This is a genomic window from Marinobacter daepoensis DSM 16072 (assembly GCF_000421165.1).
Classification (GTDB): Bacteria; Pseudomonadota; Gammaproteobacteria; order Pseudomonadales; family Oleiphilaceae; genus Marinobacter; species Marinobacter daepoensis.
In genome coordinates this window covers 56,126-73,005 of sequence record NZ_ATWI01000015.1, presented here as the reverse complement: position 1 = coordinate 73,005, position 16,880 = coordinate 56,126, and the positions used below count along the sequence as shown (strand labels likewise).

The following is a 16,880-nucleotide window of genomic DNA, read 5'->3' as shown; positions in this document are numbered from 1 at the left end:
AATCTTGACCTGCGCCTGTGATTTCCGGCCTCTTAACAAGAAACTTTTCACGGCGAGTGGTGCATGACTAGAGCAAAATGGAGCTCCCTGGGGATATCCCTCCTGATTGTTGTTTTACTGGTTATCTGGATGCTGACCGGTGAGCTGAAAGTGGCCAGTGAAGAGGCGCCGGGCGAGCCTGCCTCGGAAGAAAGATCGCTGACCCGGGTTGAAGTGGCCCCGGTCAGGGCTGAGTCTTACCAGCCATCACTGAAACTTCAGGGCCAGTTGGAGCCCTGGCAATCGGTTCAGGTCAGTGCCCGGGTGGCCGGCACCGTCGAGCGGCTGAATGTGCAGTTAGGGCAGTCGGTAGCGGCTCGAACTGTGCTGGCTACTTTATCAACGGATGGCCGGGACAAGGTGGCCGCACGCTGGCAGGCCAGCATTCGCAAACTCGAAGCGGACCTCGCCGCGGCGCGGAGGCTGCGCTCAAGCAATCTGGCGGCCGAAACCGAGATTCTGCGACTGCAGAGTGAGCTGGCCGCGGCGCGGGCAGAGTTGGCGGTCGCTGACCTGGATCTTGCCCACCTGAGGCCGGCCGCCCCTTTCGATGCCATTGTTAACCGTCGCGACGTTGATGAGGGCAGCCTGGTGCAGGTGGGTTCACCGCTGTTTGAGCTGGTCCAGATTGATCGTCTTAAGGCCTCAGGGCAGATACCCCAGCAGTCTGCTGCTTTGGTACACCCGGGCCAGACGGTGGATATTCAGTTGCTGGACGGCACTCGCCTGGTCGGCGTAGTCAGTTTTGTCGCGAGTGCCGCCAATCCGGAGACCCGCAGTTTTGCCGTGGAAGTTGAGGTTGAAAATCCGGATCTGAAGCGCGCGGCAGGGGGCTCTGCGAGCCTGAGTATTCGCTTGCCAGAGCAGAAAGCCACGTTTGTATCCCCAGCCTACCTGGGCCTGGATGGCGATGGTCGTCCTGGTGTGAAGTTTGTTGATGAAGACAACCGGGTTGTCTTTGAAACCGTGCGGTTGCTGAGTGTTTCTACCGAAGGCGCCTGGGTGTCCGGCCTGCCTCAGGATATCCGGCTGATTACCCGGGGCGGCGGTTTTGTCTCCGAAGGCGAGCTGGTTCGGCCCGTCGACGCATCAGATCCGCGGAGCTGACCGGCATGAATGCACTGATTGCGGCGGCTATGGACCGAAGTCGCACCACGCTGTTGCTGTTTCTTTTCCTGCTGCTTGGGGGTATGGCCGCGTATCAGGTGATCCCCAAGGAATCCAATCCGGATGTCACGATCCCGATGATTTACGTGTCCATGAGTCTGGAAGGAATCAGCCCGGAGGACGCGGAGCGTTTGCTGGTTCGTCCCATGGAGCAGGAACTTCGGTCTCTTGAGGGCATCAAGGAAATGCGGGGTACTGCATCTGAGGGGCATGCTTCGGTGATGCTGGAGTTCGATGCCGGGTTCGATCCGGATAAAGCGTTGCAGGACGTGCGGGAAAAAGTAGATACCGCCCGAAGCAAGCTGCCGCAGGAAGCGGATGAGCCCCGGGTGAACGAAATCAATGTGTCGTTGTTTCCGGTCTTGTCGGTCGGATTGTCTGGCCCTTTGTCTGAGCGGGAACTGATCAGCATTGCGCGCCGCCTTCAGGATGCAATCGAAGCCATTCCCGAAGTGCTCGAAGTGGAAATCGGTGGAGACCGGGAAGACCTTCTGGAAATTGTGGTAGATCCTCAGGTGCTGGAGAGTTACGGCATCGATTTTGACCAGCTTGCCTCGTTGGTTACCCGCAACAATCAGCTGGTGGCTGCCGGTTCTCTGGATACCGGTAATGGCCGGATGTCGTTGAAAGTGCCAGGCGTGATCGAAACCGTTGAGGATGTCATGTCCATGCCGGTGAAGGTTAACGGCGATACCGTGGTGACCTTCGGCGATGTGGCGATGTTGCAGAGAACCTTCAAAGACCCGAGTGGCTTCGCCCGAATCAATGGTGAGCCGGCACTGGTGCTGGAAGTGTCCAAACGATCAGGGGCTAACATCATTGAGACCATCGAACAGATACGGGCTCTGATTGATGAAGCCCGCCCCAGGCTGCCTGAGGCGCTGGATATCCGTTTCATTATGGATCAGTCCGAGGAGGTCAGGGACATCCTGTCGGACCTGCTTAACAACGTCATGACGGCGATTGTCCTGGTGATCATCGTGGTGATCGCAGCCATGGGGCCCCGGTCTGCGTTGCTGGTGGGACTGACCATTCCCGGGGCCTTTCTGACCGGTATTCTGGTGATCTGGAGTATGGGGCTGACCCTCAACATTGTTGTGTTGTTCAGTCTGATTCTGGTTGCCGGAATGCTGGTCGATGGGGCCATCGTGGTCTCCGAGCTGGCAGACAGGAATCTCTCGGATGGCCAGCCGGTTAAAACCGCCTGGGTGCAAGCCGCTTCCCGCATGGCCTGGCCGGTGATTGCCTCAACCGCGACTACGCTGGCGGTGTTCGTTCCCCTGCTGTTCTGGCCGGGTGTTGTTGGTGAGTTCATGAAGTTTCTGCCCATGACAGTGCTGATCTGCCTGATCGCGTCTCTGGCGATGGCGCTGGTGTTTCTGCCAGTGCTGGGCGGTGTAAGTGGCGGGCGCCGTCATCACCAGAATGCCCGTGAAGGGCGTTTCATGAAGCTCTACCGAAAGCTACTCTCCCGGTTATTGCTGCGGCCGGGACTGACCCTGCTGGGGGCATTGACGGTCATTGTGGTGATCTACGCCGCCTATGGCCGGTTCAATTACGGAATGGAATTCTTTCCAAGCGTCGAGCCTGAATCCGCTCAGGTTCAGGTGCGCGCACGGGGTGATCTGTCCGTCTGGGAGCGGGATGCCATTGTCCGGGAGGTGGAGTCACGGTTGCAGAACATGCCAGAGGTGAAGGCCCTTTATGCCCGCTCTATGGTCAGCGCCGGCAGTCAGGTTGCTCCGGATGTGATCGGGGTTCTTCAGTTTCAGTTTACCGACTGGTACACCCGCCGCACCGCCACCGCGATTCTGGATGACTTCCGGGAGCGCACCGCGGACATTGCCGGTATTGAGCTGGAGTTTCGAAAACAGGAAGGTGGGCCAGCTGAGGGCAAGCCGATTGAGCTTCTGGTCAGCAGTATGAACAGTGCCCAGCTGGATACCTATGTGGATACTCTGGAGAACCGAATGCGGGAGTTGGGCGGCTTTGTCGATATTGAGGATGATCGGAGCCTGCCCGGTATCGAGTGGCGCCTGAAGGTAGACCGTGAGGCTGCGGCCCGTTTTGGCACCGATGTTCTGAGTATCGGCAGTGCGGTACGGCTGGTGACGAACGGGCTGGTTCTGGCCACGTATCGCCCGGAAGATGTCAGGGACGAAGTGGACATTGCGGTGCGTGTGCCCAACAACTGGCGTGAGCTGGATCATCTTGAACGACAGACCCTGAATACATCCCGTGGGCAGATTCCGCTGTCAGAGTTTGTTGATCTGGAGCCGGGCGATAAGACCGGCTCCATTGTCCGGGTGGATGGCCAGCGCACCATTACCGTCAAATCGGATGTGGCGCCGGGCCGGCGCATGGACGAATTGCTGCGTACGCTGCAGGCCGAAATGCCCGAACCACCAGAGGGTGTCAGTATCCGCTTTGCCGGGGAAAACGAGGATCAGCAACAGGCTGCGAACTTTCTGGCTGCCGCCTTTCTGGTGGCGGTGGGGCTGATGCTGCTGATTCTGGTCACGCAGTTCAACTCCCTGTATCAGACCCTTCTGATTCTCTCTGCCATTGTGCTGTCGACCGCAGGGGTGTTGCTGGGATTGCTGTTTTCGGGCCAGTCGTTTGGCGTTGTAATGGTCGGTATGGGGATCATTGCGCTGGCGGGAATTGTGGTGAACAACAACATCATTCTGATTGATACCTTTAATCAGATGAAGCGGGAGGGCAAGGGTGCCTACAGCGCAGCGCTGGAAACCGGGTGCCTGCGTTTTCGTCCGGTGCTGCTGACTGCGATTACCACCATCCTGGGTCTGATGCCCATGGTACTGGGCGTCAACGTCAATCTGCTGGAGCCCTCGCTGGGGCTTGGCGCACCCTCCACTCAGTGGTGGACTCAGCTGTCCAGTGCCATTGCCGGTGGGCTCGCGTTTGCCACCTTGCTGACTCTGTTACTGACGCCGGCGCTTCTGGTTCTTGGAGAGCGTACGGGCCTGCGGGTGAGGGCGTTGGCCAGGCGCGTGTTCCGGGGCAACCAGTAACGGATACGCCCGGCTAAATCACGGGCCTTGCCGGTTTCTTTCAAGAGATGATCAGAATCCGGTGAAGAAGACTTTTGGTGTGCCAACGCATTCAACGGGAGTTCTGTAATGATCGGAAAGCTGAGGGTAAAATCGTGCAAGGAGGTAGTCTCTGCTGGGCTGCCGGGTTTCATTATTGACCGTTACTCTGCATGTTGAACCCCCTTACCGTAATTTATCGAGATTCATGGTTGCTTGCCGTCCATAAGCCCGCTGGTCTGCTGGTTCATCGAAGCCCCATTGATAAACACGAAACGGAATTTGCCTTGCAGTACGCTCGTGAACTCAATGGCGGGGAGTATGTCTACCCGGTGCATCGGCTGGATCGGCCCACCTCCGGTGTGTTGTTGTTCGCCAGGGATCAGGAGACCGCACGTCGGTTGGGTATGGCGCTGATGGCAGGCGAGGTCGCCAAAACCTATCTGGCGGTGGTCCGGGGCTGGACACCGGAAGATGGGGTGATCGATTACCCGCTTCGGGATGAGCCCGAGGACCGTCGGTTGAAAGGCCGGGAACAGCCGGTCAGAGAAGCGCTGACACGATATCGCCGGCTCGCGACCACAGAATTACCGGTGGCGATAGAACGGTATCCGACAAGCCGGTACAGCCTTGTGGAGCTGACACCAGAGACTGGCCGGAAGCACCAGTTGCGTCGGCACATGAAACACATCAACCACCCGATCATCGGCGATGCCAATCATGGCCGGGGGCGGCACAACCGATACTTTGCCGAGCGGTTCGGGCAGGGGCGGCTGATGCTGGCGGCAACGGCCCTGAATCTGACTCATCCGGTAACCGGTGAGCCGCTGAGTCTGAGCGCTGAGCCGGAGCCAGGCTTTATCCGGGTTCTGGAAATTTTTTGTGAGACGGGGGAGGAGATTGGTCTCTGATCGGGTTGAATTGCTTTTAAGGCATTTTGTGTAGCTTTTTATGTCATTTTGAGACGATTGGTTGCTTTCGGGGGCGCCATTCGGGGGCTTGGGGCATACTTCGGACAGTCTGTAACCAATAACAAACGTGCACCCGCCCGAGTCTGATATGCCAAGGCCTGACGTCTTTTTTGTTCTTTTGCTTTGTCTGTTGGCCCCCTCCCTGGTGTTGGCCGGGCCTGCGGAGTGGGGGAGCTATTCCAAGCGGCTGGAGCTATCACGGTTTGTGGACTACTGGCAGGAGGCAGGGTCGCCTTCGATTCGGGATGTCCGACAATTGCCAGACGAAGCCTGGACAAGAAACGGTAGTGACAGCGTCAGTCTGGGATACGGCGCTTCGGTTTACTGGTTCCGGGTCACCCTGGTGAATGTCTTGCCATCAGAAGCCAGTAATTTTCTGGAAATCGGTTATCCGGTGCTGGACCATATCGAGGTGTATCGTGAGCTCGATGGCGAGCTGGTTGAATCGTTATCGCTCGGGGATAAGCGCCCGTTTTATGACCGTCCCATCCATCACCGCAATTTTGTTGTTCCGCTGCCCTTGCCGCCGGTGTCTGACACGATCGTTTATCTCCGCGTAGACACCACCAGCTCCATGCAGTTGCCCATGATCCTGTGGGATCAGGATGCTTTTTACGCCGCTGAGCAGGCAAGAAGCCTGTTTGAGGGTATCTATTACGGCATTGTGTTGGTGATGATTCTATACAACCTTTTCGTTTTTATGGCGGTGGGAGAGCGGAGCTTCCTCTTCTATGTGGGCTATATTGCGGCCATGCCGCTGTTTCTTGCGTCTCTGCATGGGGTTGCATTCCAGTATCTGTGGCCCGAGGCAACCTGGTGGAACGACCAGGCCATTATCGTGTTTCTGAATCTTGTGGTTCTGTTTGGTGGTGCGTTCAGCATCCGGTTTATCCGGGTTACCCGACAGAACCACCCGTTGCTGAACCGCTGGACCTGGGCGATGATCATGGCAGCAGGGGGGCTGGCGCTGGCAGGGCTGGTGGTGCCCTATCGGTTGATGATCCTGCCAACCATCCTGGTGGCATTTGTTGGTTGTTCCACCATGCTTATGCTCAGCGTGGTGCGCTGGATCAGGCAAGACCCGGCGGCCCGATACTATACCGTGGCCTGGGTGTTCATGTTGTTTGGCGGAATTGTGCTGGCCATGAGCAAATTCACCATGCTGCCACGCAACTTGTTAACCGAGAACGCCACCCAGGTAGGGTCTGCTCTGGGTGTTATCCTGCTGTCCATTGCCTTGGCAGACCGGTTGAACCGAGAAAAGAAACGGACCTTTTCGGCCCAGCAAAAGCTCCTTCGGGAAGAGCGCAAGGCCCGTCTGGCTCAGGAGAAATCCCTTCGTGTTCAGCAGGAAGCCAACGCACTGCTGGAGCAGCGGGTGCAGGAGCGCACCCGGGACCTGGAAGCACTCAATCAGCAGTTGCTGGAGCTGAGTGCCACCGATCCAATGACAGGCCTGAAAAACCGGGGTCACTTTGATCAGGCGTTCCAGTCCGAGACGGTACACGCCTATCGCTTCGGCGAGACACTTTCGCTCCTGGTGGTAGACATTGATCATTTCAAGAGTTTTAACGACCGCTACGGTCATCTTGTCGGTGATGATTGCCTGAAAATGGTGGCCGATTTCATCAAGCGCCATGTAACCCGCCCGCAGGACCTGGCGGCTCGTTACGGTGGAGAAGAGTTTGTGGTGCTGTTGCCGGATACCCCGGAGGCAGGGGCGCTCCGGGTTGCAGAGAGAATCCGCGGTGATATTCAGAAAACCGCTTTCCGCGTCTCCGATCAGGTGCTGCACCTGACCGTGAGTATCGGGGTTTGCAGCCGTGCCCCGGATCAGGCAGATGCCACCAAGATCCTGTTTGCCTGTGCGGATGAGGCTTTGTACCGGGCCAAAGCCGAGGGTCGTAATCGGGTTGTGGTTAATTCCCAGGCAGGACAGAGCGAGGCGCTCTGTCAGGTTTGAAGGTTCCGGAACGCCTGGTTCAGGGTTGGCCAGGGATGGTCTGCCTCCAGCGCATAGGCAAGCTCCAGCAGCGTGCGCTCATCGCCGTGGCGGGCCATGAACTGCACCGAAACAGGAAGGCCGTGTGTGCTTTTGCCCATTGGCAGAGCGATGGCGGGGGCACCGGTGGCATTGGCCAGCGGGGTAAAGTTCACGTAGCCGGACAGGCGTTCAAACAACGTGTCGAAGGGCACATCGGGGCGCAGGTGGCCTAGTGGCTGTGTGGTTTGACCTAGCACCGGGGTCAGTACGGCGTCGTAGTTCTGCATCCTGTGCTGGTAGTCATGCCAGGAACGCTTCAATCGCCAGATGACCGCTGGCAGGCGCCAGAATTGACGCCTGAACATGGCGGCCAGGCCATCGGTTAGACCATCCACCTGGTGTTTATCGAAGTCGGGGTGGAACAGTTTCTTGCCCCGGGCTTTGACGCCGTAGGCAAGCATCCCCCAGTAAAGCGCGAAATCGTCCGGAAACGAGTTGGCGACGGGAATGTCCATCGGTTCAATCACATGCCCGAGCTTTTCGAGGTGACGGGCGGTCTGCTCAACGGTGATCCGGGTTTCGGAATCGGTGGGGTAGCCGTTGATGGAGTCCAGCACCATGCCAATCCGAAGTTGTCGGCTGGAAGGGCCCTGAATATGCCCGACAGCTGGTAATTTACGGTTGAGAAAGTAGCTCTCGGCATGCGCCAGGAAACCTGCGGTATCCCGAACGGAACGGGTAACCACGCCATCGCTGACAATGTTCACCGGCAGATCCCGGGCGGCGTCGTTGTCGACTACCCGGCCCCGGGTGGGTTTCAGTCCGACCAGACCGCAGCAAGCGGCGGGGATACGAATGGAACCCCCGCCGTCGTTGGCGTGTGCAATGGGGACCACTCCGGCTGCGACGAGGGCAGCCGCGCCACCGGATGAGGCGCCGGAGGAAAAGGCCAGATTCCAGGGGTTGCGGGTGGGGGGGCCAGTGACTGGCTCGGTGGTGGCATTGAAGCCAAACTCGGGCAGTGTGGATTTGCCAAGGCAGAGGTAGCCCTGCGCCAGCATCTGCTCGGCAAACGGACTGGTCTTCTGTGCAATCTTCGGGGAGATTGCCCGCGAACCATGGCCAGTTGGCAGCCCCTGCACGTCGGTGTTGTCTTTGATGTAGGTTGGCACACCTGCGAAAGGACCGGACAACGAGCCAGGGTGCTGGCTGTGTTGCCGGGCCTTATGGTAGCACTCAGACTCTACCCCGTGAATAACTGGCGTGGCGGCCTGCGCCCGTTCAATCGCCGCCATCGCCACTTCCCCGGCGGAAACGTCCCCGCTACGAATCCGCTCCGCAAGGGCGGTCGCATCGTCGTCGGCCATGGCATCATCGCGAAAACAATGAAAATGAGTGTTGGCAGGCTGGTTCATGGTGACTCCTGAATATGTCGCACAGGCATCCTACGATAACCCAGCTTAAAACGTGACGGCATGTCATTTTAGGTATCGCGTCATGAAATGAGAGGTAGCGGGGATTCGCAGAGATTGATCAACATCACTTCAAAACCCGCAGCATGCAAAGTAAGCTTGCTACTAACTCACTGAAACAGAATGAATAATGGATTTTATCGAGCCTGCTGTCCGGGTATTCCTTGGCATTTTTTTCCTGATGATCGGCCTGCAGTTTGCCGCGCGTACCCTGGGGCTATACGCCCGGCTGGGATTTTCCCACATTAACTATGGCCGGCCCGGGGCGGCGACATGGTGGCATCGTCAGACGTTCAACCTGTTCCGCTCGGCGATTCTGGTGGTGTGTCTTGCCCGTCTGGGGCTGGATCTGGACCCGTGGCTCGGGGTCTTCCCGGCGCTGTATCACTGGCCGGTGCTGGTTACCGGTGTCATTCTTTTGCTCGCGTCATTTACGGCGGTGAACTACCTGCAAGCCTACATGCATGAAGACTGGCGTTCCGGCATTGATGAACGCCATGGGAGCGGCAACCTCTTGACCGGAGGGCCTTTCGGGCGATGCAGGCACCCGATGTTCGTTTCCGTGATGCTGGGGCAGCTGGGCTTTTTTCTGGCGTTGCCCAGCGCGTTTTCGCTGGTCTGCCTGATGGCGGGTGTGCTGGTGATTGTGCGCCAGGCCAGAGAAGAGGAAAAGGCCCTGGCCCGGCGCTTTGGGGATCGTTATGAGGACTACCGCTCTCGAGTGCCTCGCTGGTTCTGAACGCGGCCGTCAGGAAGCGCGTTTCCGGGCCTCTTTGATGACGTCGTAGGCGTGGCTGATCTCCCGGGTTCGTTCTTCCGCCATTTCCCGCATACTTTCTGGCAGACCTCGCCCGGCGAGTTTGTCAGGATGGTTTTCGCTCATCAGCTTGCGGTAGGCCCGTTTGATCTCAGCATCGGAGGCCGAGGCTGAGACACCCAGAACTTTGTACGCGTCGTCAATCTGCTGAGTGCTTGAATAGTTCCCCGCTCCACCGGTCTGGCCGGCATGTGCGCCCCGGAGCATGGCTTCTAGCTGGTCGACCTGACTCTCCGGAAGACCGAGGCCTCGGGCGATGCGGACCAGCATTTCATGCTCGGCCGGATGAACCTGGCCGTCTGCGGCGACGGCGGAGACCTGGACCTGCAGAAACATCTGCAACAGGACCGGTTGGCGCCCCGAGGCTTGCATGAAACGATGAAGTTCGGCGTCCAGATCGAACCCGGGAGCTTTGCCGCGGTTAAACGCCTCTTTGGCCATGGCGCGCTGAGCTTCGTTCAGCCGGAAGCGGGTGAACATGGCTTCAGCCATTTGAATTTCGTCCCGGGAGACAACGCCGTCCGCTTTACAAAGCGCACCCATGACGGCAAAAACGGACTCAATAAACCCGTTCTGCAGGCCATGAAGTTTGCTGACCAGCCTGCTTTTCAGGCGCTGTAACACGAAAGCACCAATGGCTGCGCCAATCAGAAAGCCGGGAAAACGACCGAAGGCATAACCGATCAGACCGCCAAAAATGATTGCGAACAGCATGCTTTATCCTTGGTTGAGTAAACAGTCCTGAGAATATACGTGTTTTTGGTCATCGCTTCATGAACAGGCTTTCATCCACGGTATCCATCTGGCCCGCATCTAAATGCTGTTCGCCGTATCTTCGGTAGGTGCCGGAGCTGACAAAAAGTCGGAAGACCTCTGGGTCGATGTGCCCCTGTTGTGCCATCTTGTCCATGATGCTGAGGGCTTCAGACAGAGTTTTGCCCTTCTTGTAGGGCCTGTCGACGGCGGTGAGTGCTTCGAAAATGTCGGCTATGGCCATGATGCGTTCCGGAATACTCATGTCTTCACCCCTGAGGCCGTACGGGTAACCCTGGCCATCCATTCGTTCGTGGTGAGTGCCCGCCAGACGGGGGACGTTCGCCAGTCGGTCGGGTAGGGGCAGGGCATCAAGCATGCAGATGGTCTGGACAATATGTTCATTAATGCGGAAGCGTTCTTCTTCCGACAAAGTGCCGTACTGGATGGTCAGGTTGTGAAGTTCGCCCCGGTTGCAGGCATGCTTGGGCAGTGTCATGTCGAAGCCCCAGCGGTTGCGGGGATCGTCCCGCTGAACCGGGGGCACCCGGTCGCCCCAGGGTCTCAGGTGCCAGGGGTGGTCTGCCAGCAGTGGCTCGGTGGCGGGCAGGCTCTGTTCGGGGATCCCGGTCAGAGCCTGTTGTTCGTCACGGGACAGCCCGACACGATCACTGAAATGGCGTTGCCAGGTTTGCGCTGCAATCTCGCGAATGCGTGTGACGTCGTTGTCCGACATGGCTTCGCTGCCCAGGTTGGCGTTGGCAAGGAAGGCAAAATCGGACTGCAGCCGGGCCTGGCGGGCTTCTTTTTCCCGGGCGGCCTGTTCAGGGTCGCCGCCGGCCAGACAGGTGTTGAGATAGTGGATATCCGCATCCCGGTGAAGCACCTCGAACCGGGTTCGTATCTCATGAATACGGTTGTAGATCGTTTCCAGCTTGACCGATTTGTCAACGACATACTCGGGGCTGGTGATCTTGCCGCAATCATGGAGCCAGGCGGCGAGATGGAATTCATAGCGCTCGTCTTCAGTCATCCTGAAGTCCGCAAAAGGGCCTTCCGTGGCGTGCTCGGCAACCTCCGTCAGCATCTGCGCGAGCCTGGGAACCCGTTCGCAATGGGCCCCCGTGTATGGGGACTTTGCATCAATGGCGCCTGCCACCAGTCGAATAATGCCATCGAGCAGGGCCTGCTGGCTCTCGATCAGCTCCCGGGTCTCAATGGCCACTGCAGCAGAACCGGCAATTTCATCGACAAAGACGATCAGGTCGTCGCTCAGATGCGTATGGCTGCCATGTTCCATCTCGATGATCAGGGCGCCGATGAGTTTTTTACGGCGGTTGCGCAGAATCGCAAAGACCGGATGGCCGGTAATGTGTGAGCGCAACTGGCGGATGATGTCGTTGTCATCGGCGTTGGAGGGGATGTGAGACAGGCGGGTGGGAAGTTCCAGACCACGGTCGACGGCAAGGTCCAGTTGTTGCTGATGGCTGTTAAACAGGTAGATGGCACCTCGTTGCTGGCTGACGATGGCAATGATCTGGTCGAGAATATCCCGAAGGAGCTGGTTGAGGTCCTGGCCGCGGTTCAGCACGGTGGCGATGCTCTGAAAGCTTCGGATGGTGCGTGCCATGTCGTCGAGGGCGATCCCCAGTTCGGAGGCTTCCCGGATGTGGGATTCCGAACGAACCTGAGTATCGAAGCGGAACTGCGAGAGGTTGCTTACCCGATTGGTCAGCCGTTCCAGGGGTTTGCCCACCTGGCGGCCCAGAAACCATCCAAGTATCAACAGCAACAGTGCGATGGCGCTGGCAATGGTGGTCTGGCGCGCCAGCGCCGCCCAGACATCGGCCAGTAACTCGTCTGAGGGAATGGCGACGACAATTGAGAGAGCTTCTCCGGGCAGGGTTTCGAGGGGCTCGGTCATGCCATACCATGCTCTGCCCTGGTGCTCGAAACGATGGATGCCGGGGGTGTTTCCGATGTGCATGGCCAGGGTCAGCAGGTCGTCTGATTCGGTGTGCCGGTTGGCATCGGCCAGCAGTTCGCCGGTTTCGCTCATGATGGCCAGCCGACTGCCTGGCGTCTGCTTCAGCTCTGCAAGCTGATCACCAAGGTCTGTGACCGTTACGTCGATACCAAGAACGGTGCCCGGAGTGTTTGCCGCTCCTTGCGACAGCGTCAGGCCGGTTTCCTGGGTGGTAAAGAAAACATAGGGTGTTGACAGTTGCAGGACGTCGCCTGCCAGCGCATTCTGGTACCAGGGGCGTGTGCGTGGATCATAGTCGTAGTGTTCCAACACCCGGTGTTCAAGCAAGTCCAGTGCTTCGTTGTAGAACCGCCAGACGCCACGACGTTTCTGACCGTTGCGCTCAAGGCTTTGCAGGAGGTATCGCGCATTGCCTGGCGCATCCGGAAACTGGAGGGACCCGGAGCTGTGGACTTTCCGGAACAGGAGGAAGTCCCCGTTGTCGTAGCCTGCGTAAACGGCGCTGACAATGCGGCTACTGGCGAGAACATCGGCAATCACGGGCAGGCGTTGCAGCCGCTGCTCCAGGCTGGGAAGTCGATTCAGTGTGTCGTGCCGTAGTACCGCGAGAGCGGTCGATGGAGGCTGGGTGATGGCGTTGATCCGGTCATCGACGCTGATCGCAAACTGCCTGGCGGTGGCGGCTGCGGCGGTGACTTTGGCTTGTTCCATGCCCCGGTAACTCTGCGCAACCAGCACAATCGCGAGGGTGAGCATGCCCAGAGTGATGGTGGAAGCAATCAGGAAAGCAAGGGAGACCCGGGCAGCCTGTCGTTTTTGTTCCATGGCGTCCAATTCCAGCAACGGATGATAGGCATCCTAAGTGTAGACGCTTCACGGGTATTATTCCGATTACGCAAGATCAGGGGGTGGCTTATGACGGCCGATCTGTTTGCAGGGCTGGCCGGTGAGCAAACGAGGGAGGCTTTTGACGAGGGCGTAACGTTACTGCGGCAGTATGCGGTCGCGCAGGACGAGGTGTTGGTCAGGGCTATTCTGGCCGTCGCCCGGAGTGCGCCATTTCGCCATATGAAAACACCGGGTGGTCATTCGATGTCGGTTGCCATGGCTTGCTGTGGACAGGTGGGCTGGGTGACGGATGAGGGTGGTTACCGGTACCAGTCTCAGGACCCGGAGACCGGCCGGCCCTGGCCAGCCATGCCGGAAAGCTTCGTGGCGCTGGCCAGATCCGCGGCTGAGGCCGCCGGATTTCCCGGATTCGCTCCGGACACCTGCCTGATCAACCGCTATCAGCCCGGAGCCAGGATGGGATTGCACCAGGACAGAAACGAAAAAACCTTTTCATCTCCGATTGTGTCGGTGTCTCTGGGGTTGCCAATTGTGTTTCAGCTTGGCGGGTTGCGGCGCACGGACCGCACGGAACGCATTCTGCTTGAACACGGTGATGTGGTGGTCTGGGGAGGTCCTTCGCGTTTGCGATACCATGGGGTCCTGACGCTGAAACCCGGTGAACATCCGGTGACCGGCCCGGTGCGGTTCAACCTGACGTTTCGCCGGGCCGGGTAGGGCCTATTGGAACCAGGCTACCGCCAGTCCGGCGGCCAGTGACAGCACCATGGGCCCAGCCACCAGTAAGCCGGTCTGGCGATTGCCAATGCTCCAGGCGATTCCGGATTTGACCAGATTGTTCACCGCGGCGGCGATGACGATTCCCAGCACAGCGGTATCCATGCCCAGGCTGTCGTTCGACATGCGGGTCAGGGACAGGGTGATGGCATCCACATCGGCCACGCCGGAGGTGGCGGCGAGGGCGTAGATACCGACGTCGCCGAATGCGTTCTTCAGAAATTCCCCCAGCAGCAGGATAGCGGTCAGCAGAATCCCGAAGACCAGGGCCGATGAGAGATCAAGGGGGTTCTGGTTCATGGTTGGCTGGCTGATCTCCAGCTGACGCGCATTGCGACGCCAGATGACCAGTGCTGGCACGTAGAGCAACATTGTCATCATGGCCACCGGCCAGACGAGGCTGGGTAGCAGGTCTTTGTTGATGACCAGACAGTAGACCAGAATTCTCGGAAACATGGTGCCGCAGGCTATCAGAATCCCCGCCGCGAACTGGGGGCTGAAGCCCGGGTTTTTGGCCGATTGGCGGGCGAAGTGCAGGCTCAGAGCGGTGGAGGAACTCAGGCCGGCAAACAGGCTGGTAAACAGAATGCCCTTGCGGGCACCGGCCACGCGTATGGCAAAGTAGCCAACAAACGAGATGGAGGCAATCATGACCACCATCCACCAGATCTCCCGGGGATTCAGCACGCCGCCCGGGCCCATGGGTTCATTGGGGAGCAGCGGCAGCATCACCACGGAAATCAGAAGTAACTTGAGGGCGGCATCCAGTTCGCTGGCCTGAAGTTTGTGCACCCAGCCGTGGATTTCTTCTTTGTTGTCCAGAATGATGGCGGTCACCACCGCGGCTGCGGTTGCTATTACCGGGTCCACCGCCACTGCGACGGCCCCGAAACAGAAGGTCAGGAGCATGCCTACCATACCGGTGATGCTGAAATTCCGGATATGTTCAAGGCGTTCGCTGTAGGCCACCAGCCCCATGGCCACAACACTCAACAGCAAGACCGGGAAAGCCCAGGGTGTAATTTGTTCAGACAGCAGCGCGGCGATACCGCCAAGCAGGCCGATCAGTGAGAACGTGCGGATACCGGCAATGCGTTCTCCGGCTTTCTGTTCACGGGCATCCCAGCCTCGTTCCAGGCCGATGATGGCCCCCAGAAGGAGGGCAACGGCGAGATGGATGGTGGTCTGGTTGGCGCTGATAAACTGGTTTGCTACGTCGTCCATACTCACGTCACGGCAAATAAAAGGGTAAGCCATTCTAGGCAATTCCCCGTCAACTGTCCTGTGCCAGCTTACGCTTCAGGGTGTTTTTTGGTATGCTTCGCGCCCTTTTTTACCGTTATCTGACTTTCACCAACGCGCAGCCCGCCAGACCCGTGACGATCCCTCCACCCTAGCGTTTCATCGATTCTTCACTGGCTGAGGTCAGGATCTTCTGCGCACACCCGGTCGTTTGCCCGGTCGCCGTCTGGCGGGGCAGGCCACGGAATTATTAGCTCTGAAATCACTGGACATCCCCGACTATGGTAAATGCACTCAAGCAACAATGGTTTTCTAACATTCGTGGCGATCTGCTCGCCGGCATTGTGGTGGCGCTCGCCCTGATTCCCGAAGCCATCGCTTTCTCGATTATTGCCGGAGTGGACCCCAAGGTTGGCCTTTATGCGTCTTTCTGTATCGCGGTGATCATCGCCTTCGTGGGCGGCCGGCCCGGGATGATTTCCGCCGCCACAGGTGCCATGGCCCTGTTGATGGTCACACTGGTGAAAGAACATGGGCTGCAGTACCTGCTGGCCGCTACGCTGTTGACAGGGGTGATCCAGATTGCCGCCGGCTATCTGAAGCTGGGTGGGCTGATGCGGTTTGTGTCCCGTTCCGTTGTGACCGGTTTTGTGAACGCGCTGGCGATTCTGATTTTCATGGCTCAGTTGCCGGAACTGACCAACGTTACCTGGCACGTTTACGCCATGACAGCGGCGGGCCTCGCGATCATTTATCTGTTTCCCCTGATTCCAACGGTGGGGAAACTGGTCCCATCGCCGCTGGTGTGCATTGTCGGGCTGACCATTGTGTCCATGATTCTGGGCCTGGATATCCGGACGGTGGGGGATATGGGAGAGTTGCCGGATACCCTGCCAGTATTCCTGTGGCCGGAAGTGCCCCTGACACTGGAAACCCTGATGATCATTCTGCCGTACTCAATTGGTCTGGCGGTGGTGGGGCTGCTGGAATCGCTGATGACCGCCACCATCGTAGACGATCTGACCGACACCACCAGTGACCGTAACCGTGAGTGTAAAGGGCAGGGCGTTGCCAACATTGGTGCGGGCCTCCTGGGCGGGATGGCCGGATGTGCGATGATTGGCCAGTCGATCATCAACGTAAAATCCGGTGGCCGCACCCGGTTATCCACCCTGACGGCAGGGGTCTGTTTGCTGATTCTGGTGCTGGTGCTCGACCAGTGGCTGGTGCAGATCCCCATGGCGGCCCTGGTGGCGGTCATGATTATGGTATCCATTGGTACCTTCAGCTGGGATTCTGTTCGTAATCTCCGGAAGCACCCCTTGTCTACCAACATCGTGATGCTGGTGACGGTGATGGTGGTGGTCGCCACCCATAACCTGGCTTTTGGTGTTCTGGCGGGTGTGTTGCTGGCGGCGCTGTTCTTCGCGAATAAGATAGGGCATTACATGCTGGTGACCCCGGAACTGGATGAGGCCACGGGTACTCGCCGCTATACCGTGGTGGGCCAGGTGTTCTTCAGCTCCTCGGAAAAGTTTCTGGAATCCTTTGATTTCAAGGAAGCGGTGGATAATGTGGTGATTGATCTCAGCCGGGCGCATTTCTGGGATATCACCGCCGTAGGTGCCCTGGACAAGGCGGTGATCAAGTTCCGTCGTGAAGGGGCCGATGTTGAGGTTATCGGCCTGAATGAGGCCAGCGCGACCATCGTTGACCGGTTTGGCGTGCACGATAAGCCCGAGGTGGTTGACCCGTTGATGGGGCATTGA

The 16,880-nt window shown here is 58.4% G+C and carries 11 protein-coding genes; 7 read left to right on the top strand and 4 right to left on the bottom strand.

The genetic code is table 11. The annotated features are described in order from the left end of the window. The first annotated feature begins 63 nt into the window (after positions 1-63). The 4 genes from K325_RS0117195 to K325_RS0117180 all read left to right on the top strand — a co-directional run bounded on the left by K325_RS0117195 (position 64) and on the right by K325_RS0117180 (position 7,193). Positions 64-1,146 carry an efflux RND transporter periplasmic adaptor subunit gene (locus K325_RS0117195; protein ID WP_029655496.1) on the top strand — a complete coding sequence of 361 codons (1,083 nt, stop codon included), beginning with the start codon at positions 64-66 and terminating at the stop codon, positions 1,144-1,146. A 5-nt stretch (positions 1,147-1,151) separates the two neighbouring features. Further along, positions 1,152-4,241: an efflux RND transporter permease subunit gene (locus tag K325_RS0117190; RefSeq protein ID WP_029655495.1), complete on the top strand. Its 3,090-nt coding sequence runs from the start codon at positions 1,152-1,154 to the stop codon at positions 4,239-4,241. 191 nt (positions 4,242-4,432) lie between these two features. Continuing rightward, on the top strand, positions 4,433-5,170 hold the full coding sequence (locus K325_RS0117185; protein ID WP_029655494.1) for a pseudouridine synthase: 738 nt from the start codon (positions 4,433-4,435) through the stop codon (positions 5,168-5,170). A 148-nt stretch (positions 5,171-5,318) separates the two neighbouring features. Then, positions 5,319-7,193, top strand: coding sequence for a sensor domain-containing diguanylate cyclase (locus K325_RS0117180; RefSeq protein WP_029655493.1), 1,875 nt, complete (start codon positions 5,319-5,321; stop codon positions 7,191-7,193). On the opposite strand, the gene K325_RS0117175 is transcribed toward K325_RS0117180, so the two are convergent. After that, entirely contained in the window at positions 7,184-8,629 is a 1,446-nt protein-coding gene (locus K325_RS0117175) for an amidase (protein ID WP_029655492.1), read from the bottom strand. The genes K325_RS0117180 and K325_RS0117175 overlap by 10 nt on opposite strands. Positions 8,630-8,816: 187 nt before the next feature. Here K325_RS0117175 and K325_RS0117170 point away from each other — a divergent pair, with 187 nt between their 5' ends. After that, entirely contained in the window at positions 8,817-9,425 is a 609-nt protein-coding gene (locus K325_RS0117170) for a methyltransferase family protein (protein WP_029655491.1), read from the top strand. 9 nt (positions 9,426-9,434) lie between these two features. Here the strand turns inward: K325_RS0117170 and djlA are convergent, their stop codons facing one another. Together djlA and K325_RS0117160 are read right to left on the bottom strand one after the other, a co-directional pair. Continuing rightward, entirely contained in the window at positions 9,435-10,217 is a 783-nt protein-coding gene (djlA, locus tag K325_RS0117165) for a co-chaperone DjlA (protein WP_029655490.1), read from the bottom strand. A gap of 49 nt (positions 10,218-10,266) precedes the next feature. Then, complete coding sequence (locus K325_RS0117160) at positions 10,267-13,068, bottom strand: HD domain-containing phosphohydrolase (RefSeq protein ID WP_029655489.1); 2,802 nt, start codon at positions 13,066-13,068, stop codon at positions 10,267-10,269. A gap of 90 nt (positions 13,069-13,158) precedes the next feature. Between K325_RS0117160 and alkB the strand changes: the two genes are divergently transcribed. Next, positions 13,159-13,809 carry a DNA oxidative demethylase AlkB gene (gene alkB / locus K325_RS0117155; protein WP_029655488.1) on the top strand — a complete coding sequence of 217 codons (651 nt, stop codon included), beginning with the start codon at positions 13,159-13,161 and terminating at the stop codon, positions 13,807-13,809. A gap of 3 nt (positions 13,810-13,812) precedes the next feature. Here alkB and K325_RS0117150 read toward each other — a convergent pair whose 3' ends face one another. After that, on the bottom strand, positions 13,813-15,093 hold the full coding sequence (locus K325_RS0117150; protein WP_029655487.1) for an MgtC/SapB family protein: 1,281 nt from the start codon (positions 15,091-15,093) through the stop codon (positions 13,813-13,815). A gap of 299 nt (positions 15,094-15,392) precedes the next feature. Here K325_RS0117150 and K325_RS0117145 point away from each other — a divergent pair, with 299 nt between their 5' ends. Further along, the gene (locus K325_RS0117145) at positions 15,393-16,880 is read left to right on the top strand and encodes a SulP family inorganic anion transporter (protein WP_029655486.1); all 1,488 of its coding nucleotides are present in this window, start codon (positions 15,393-15,395) and stop codon (positions 16,878-16,880) included.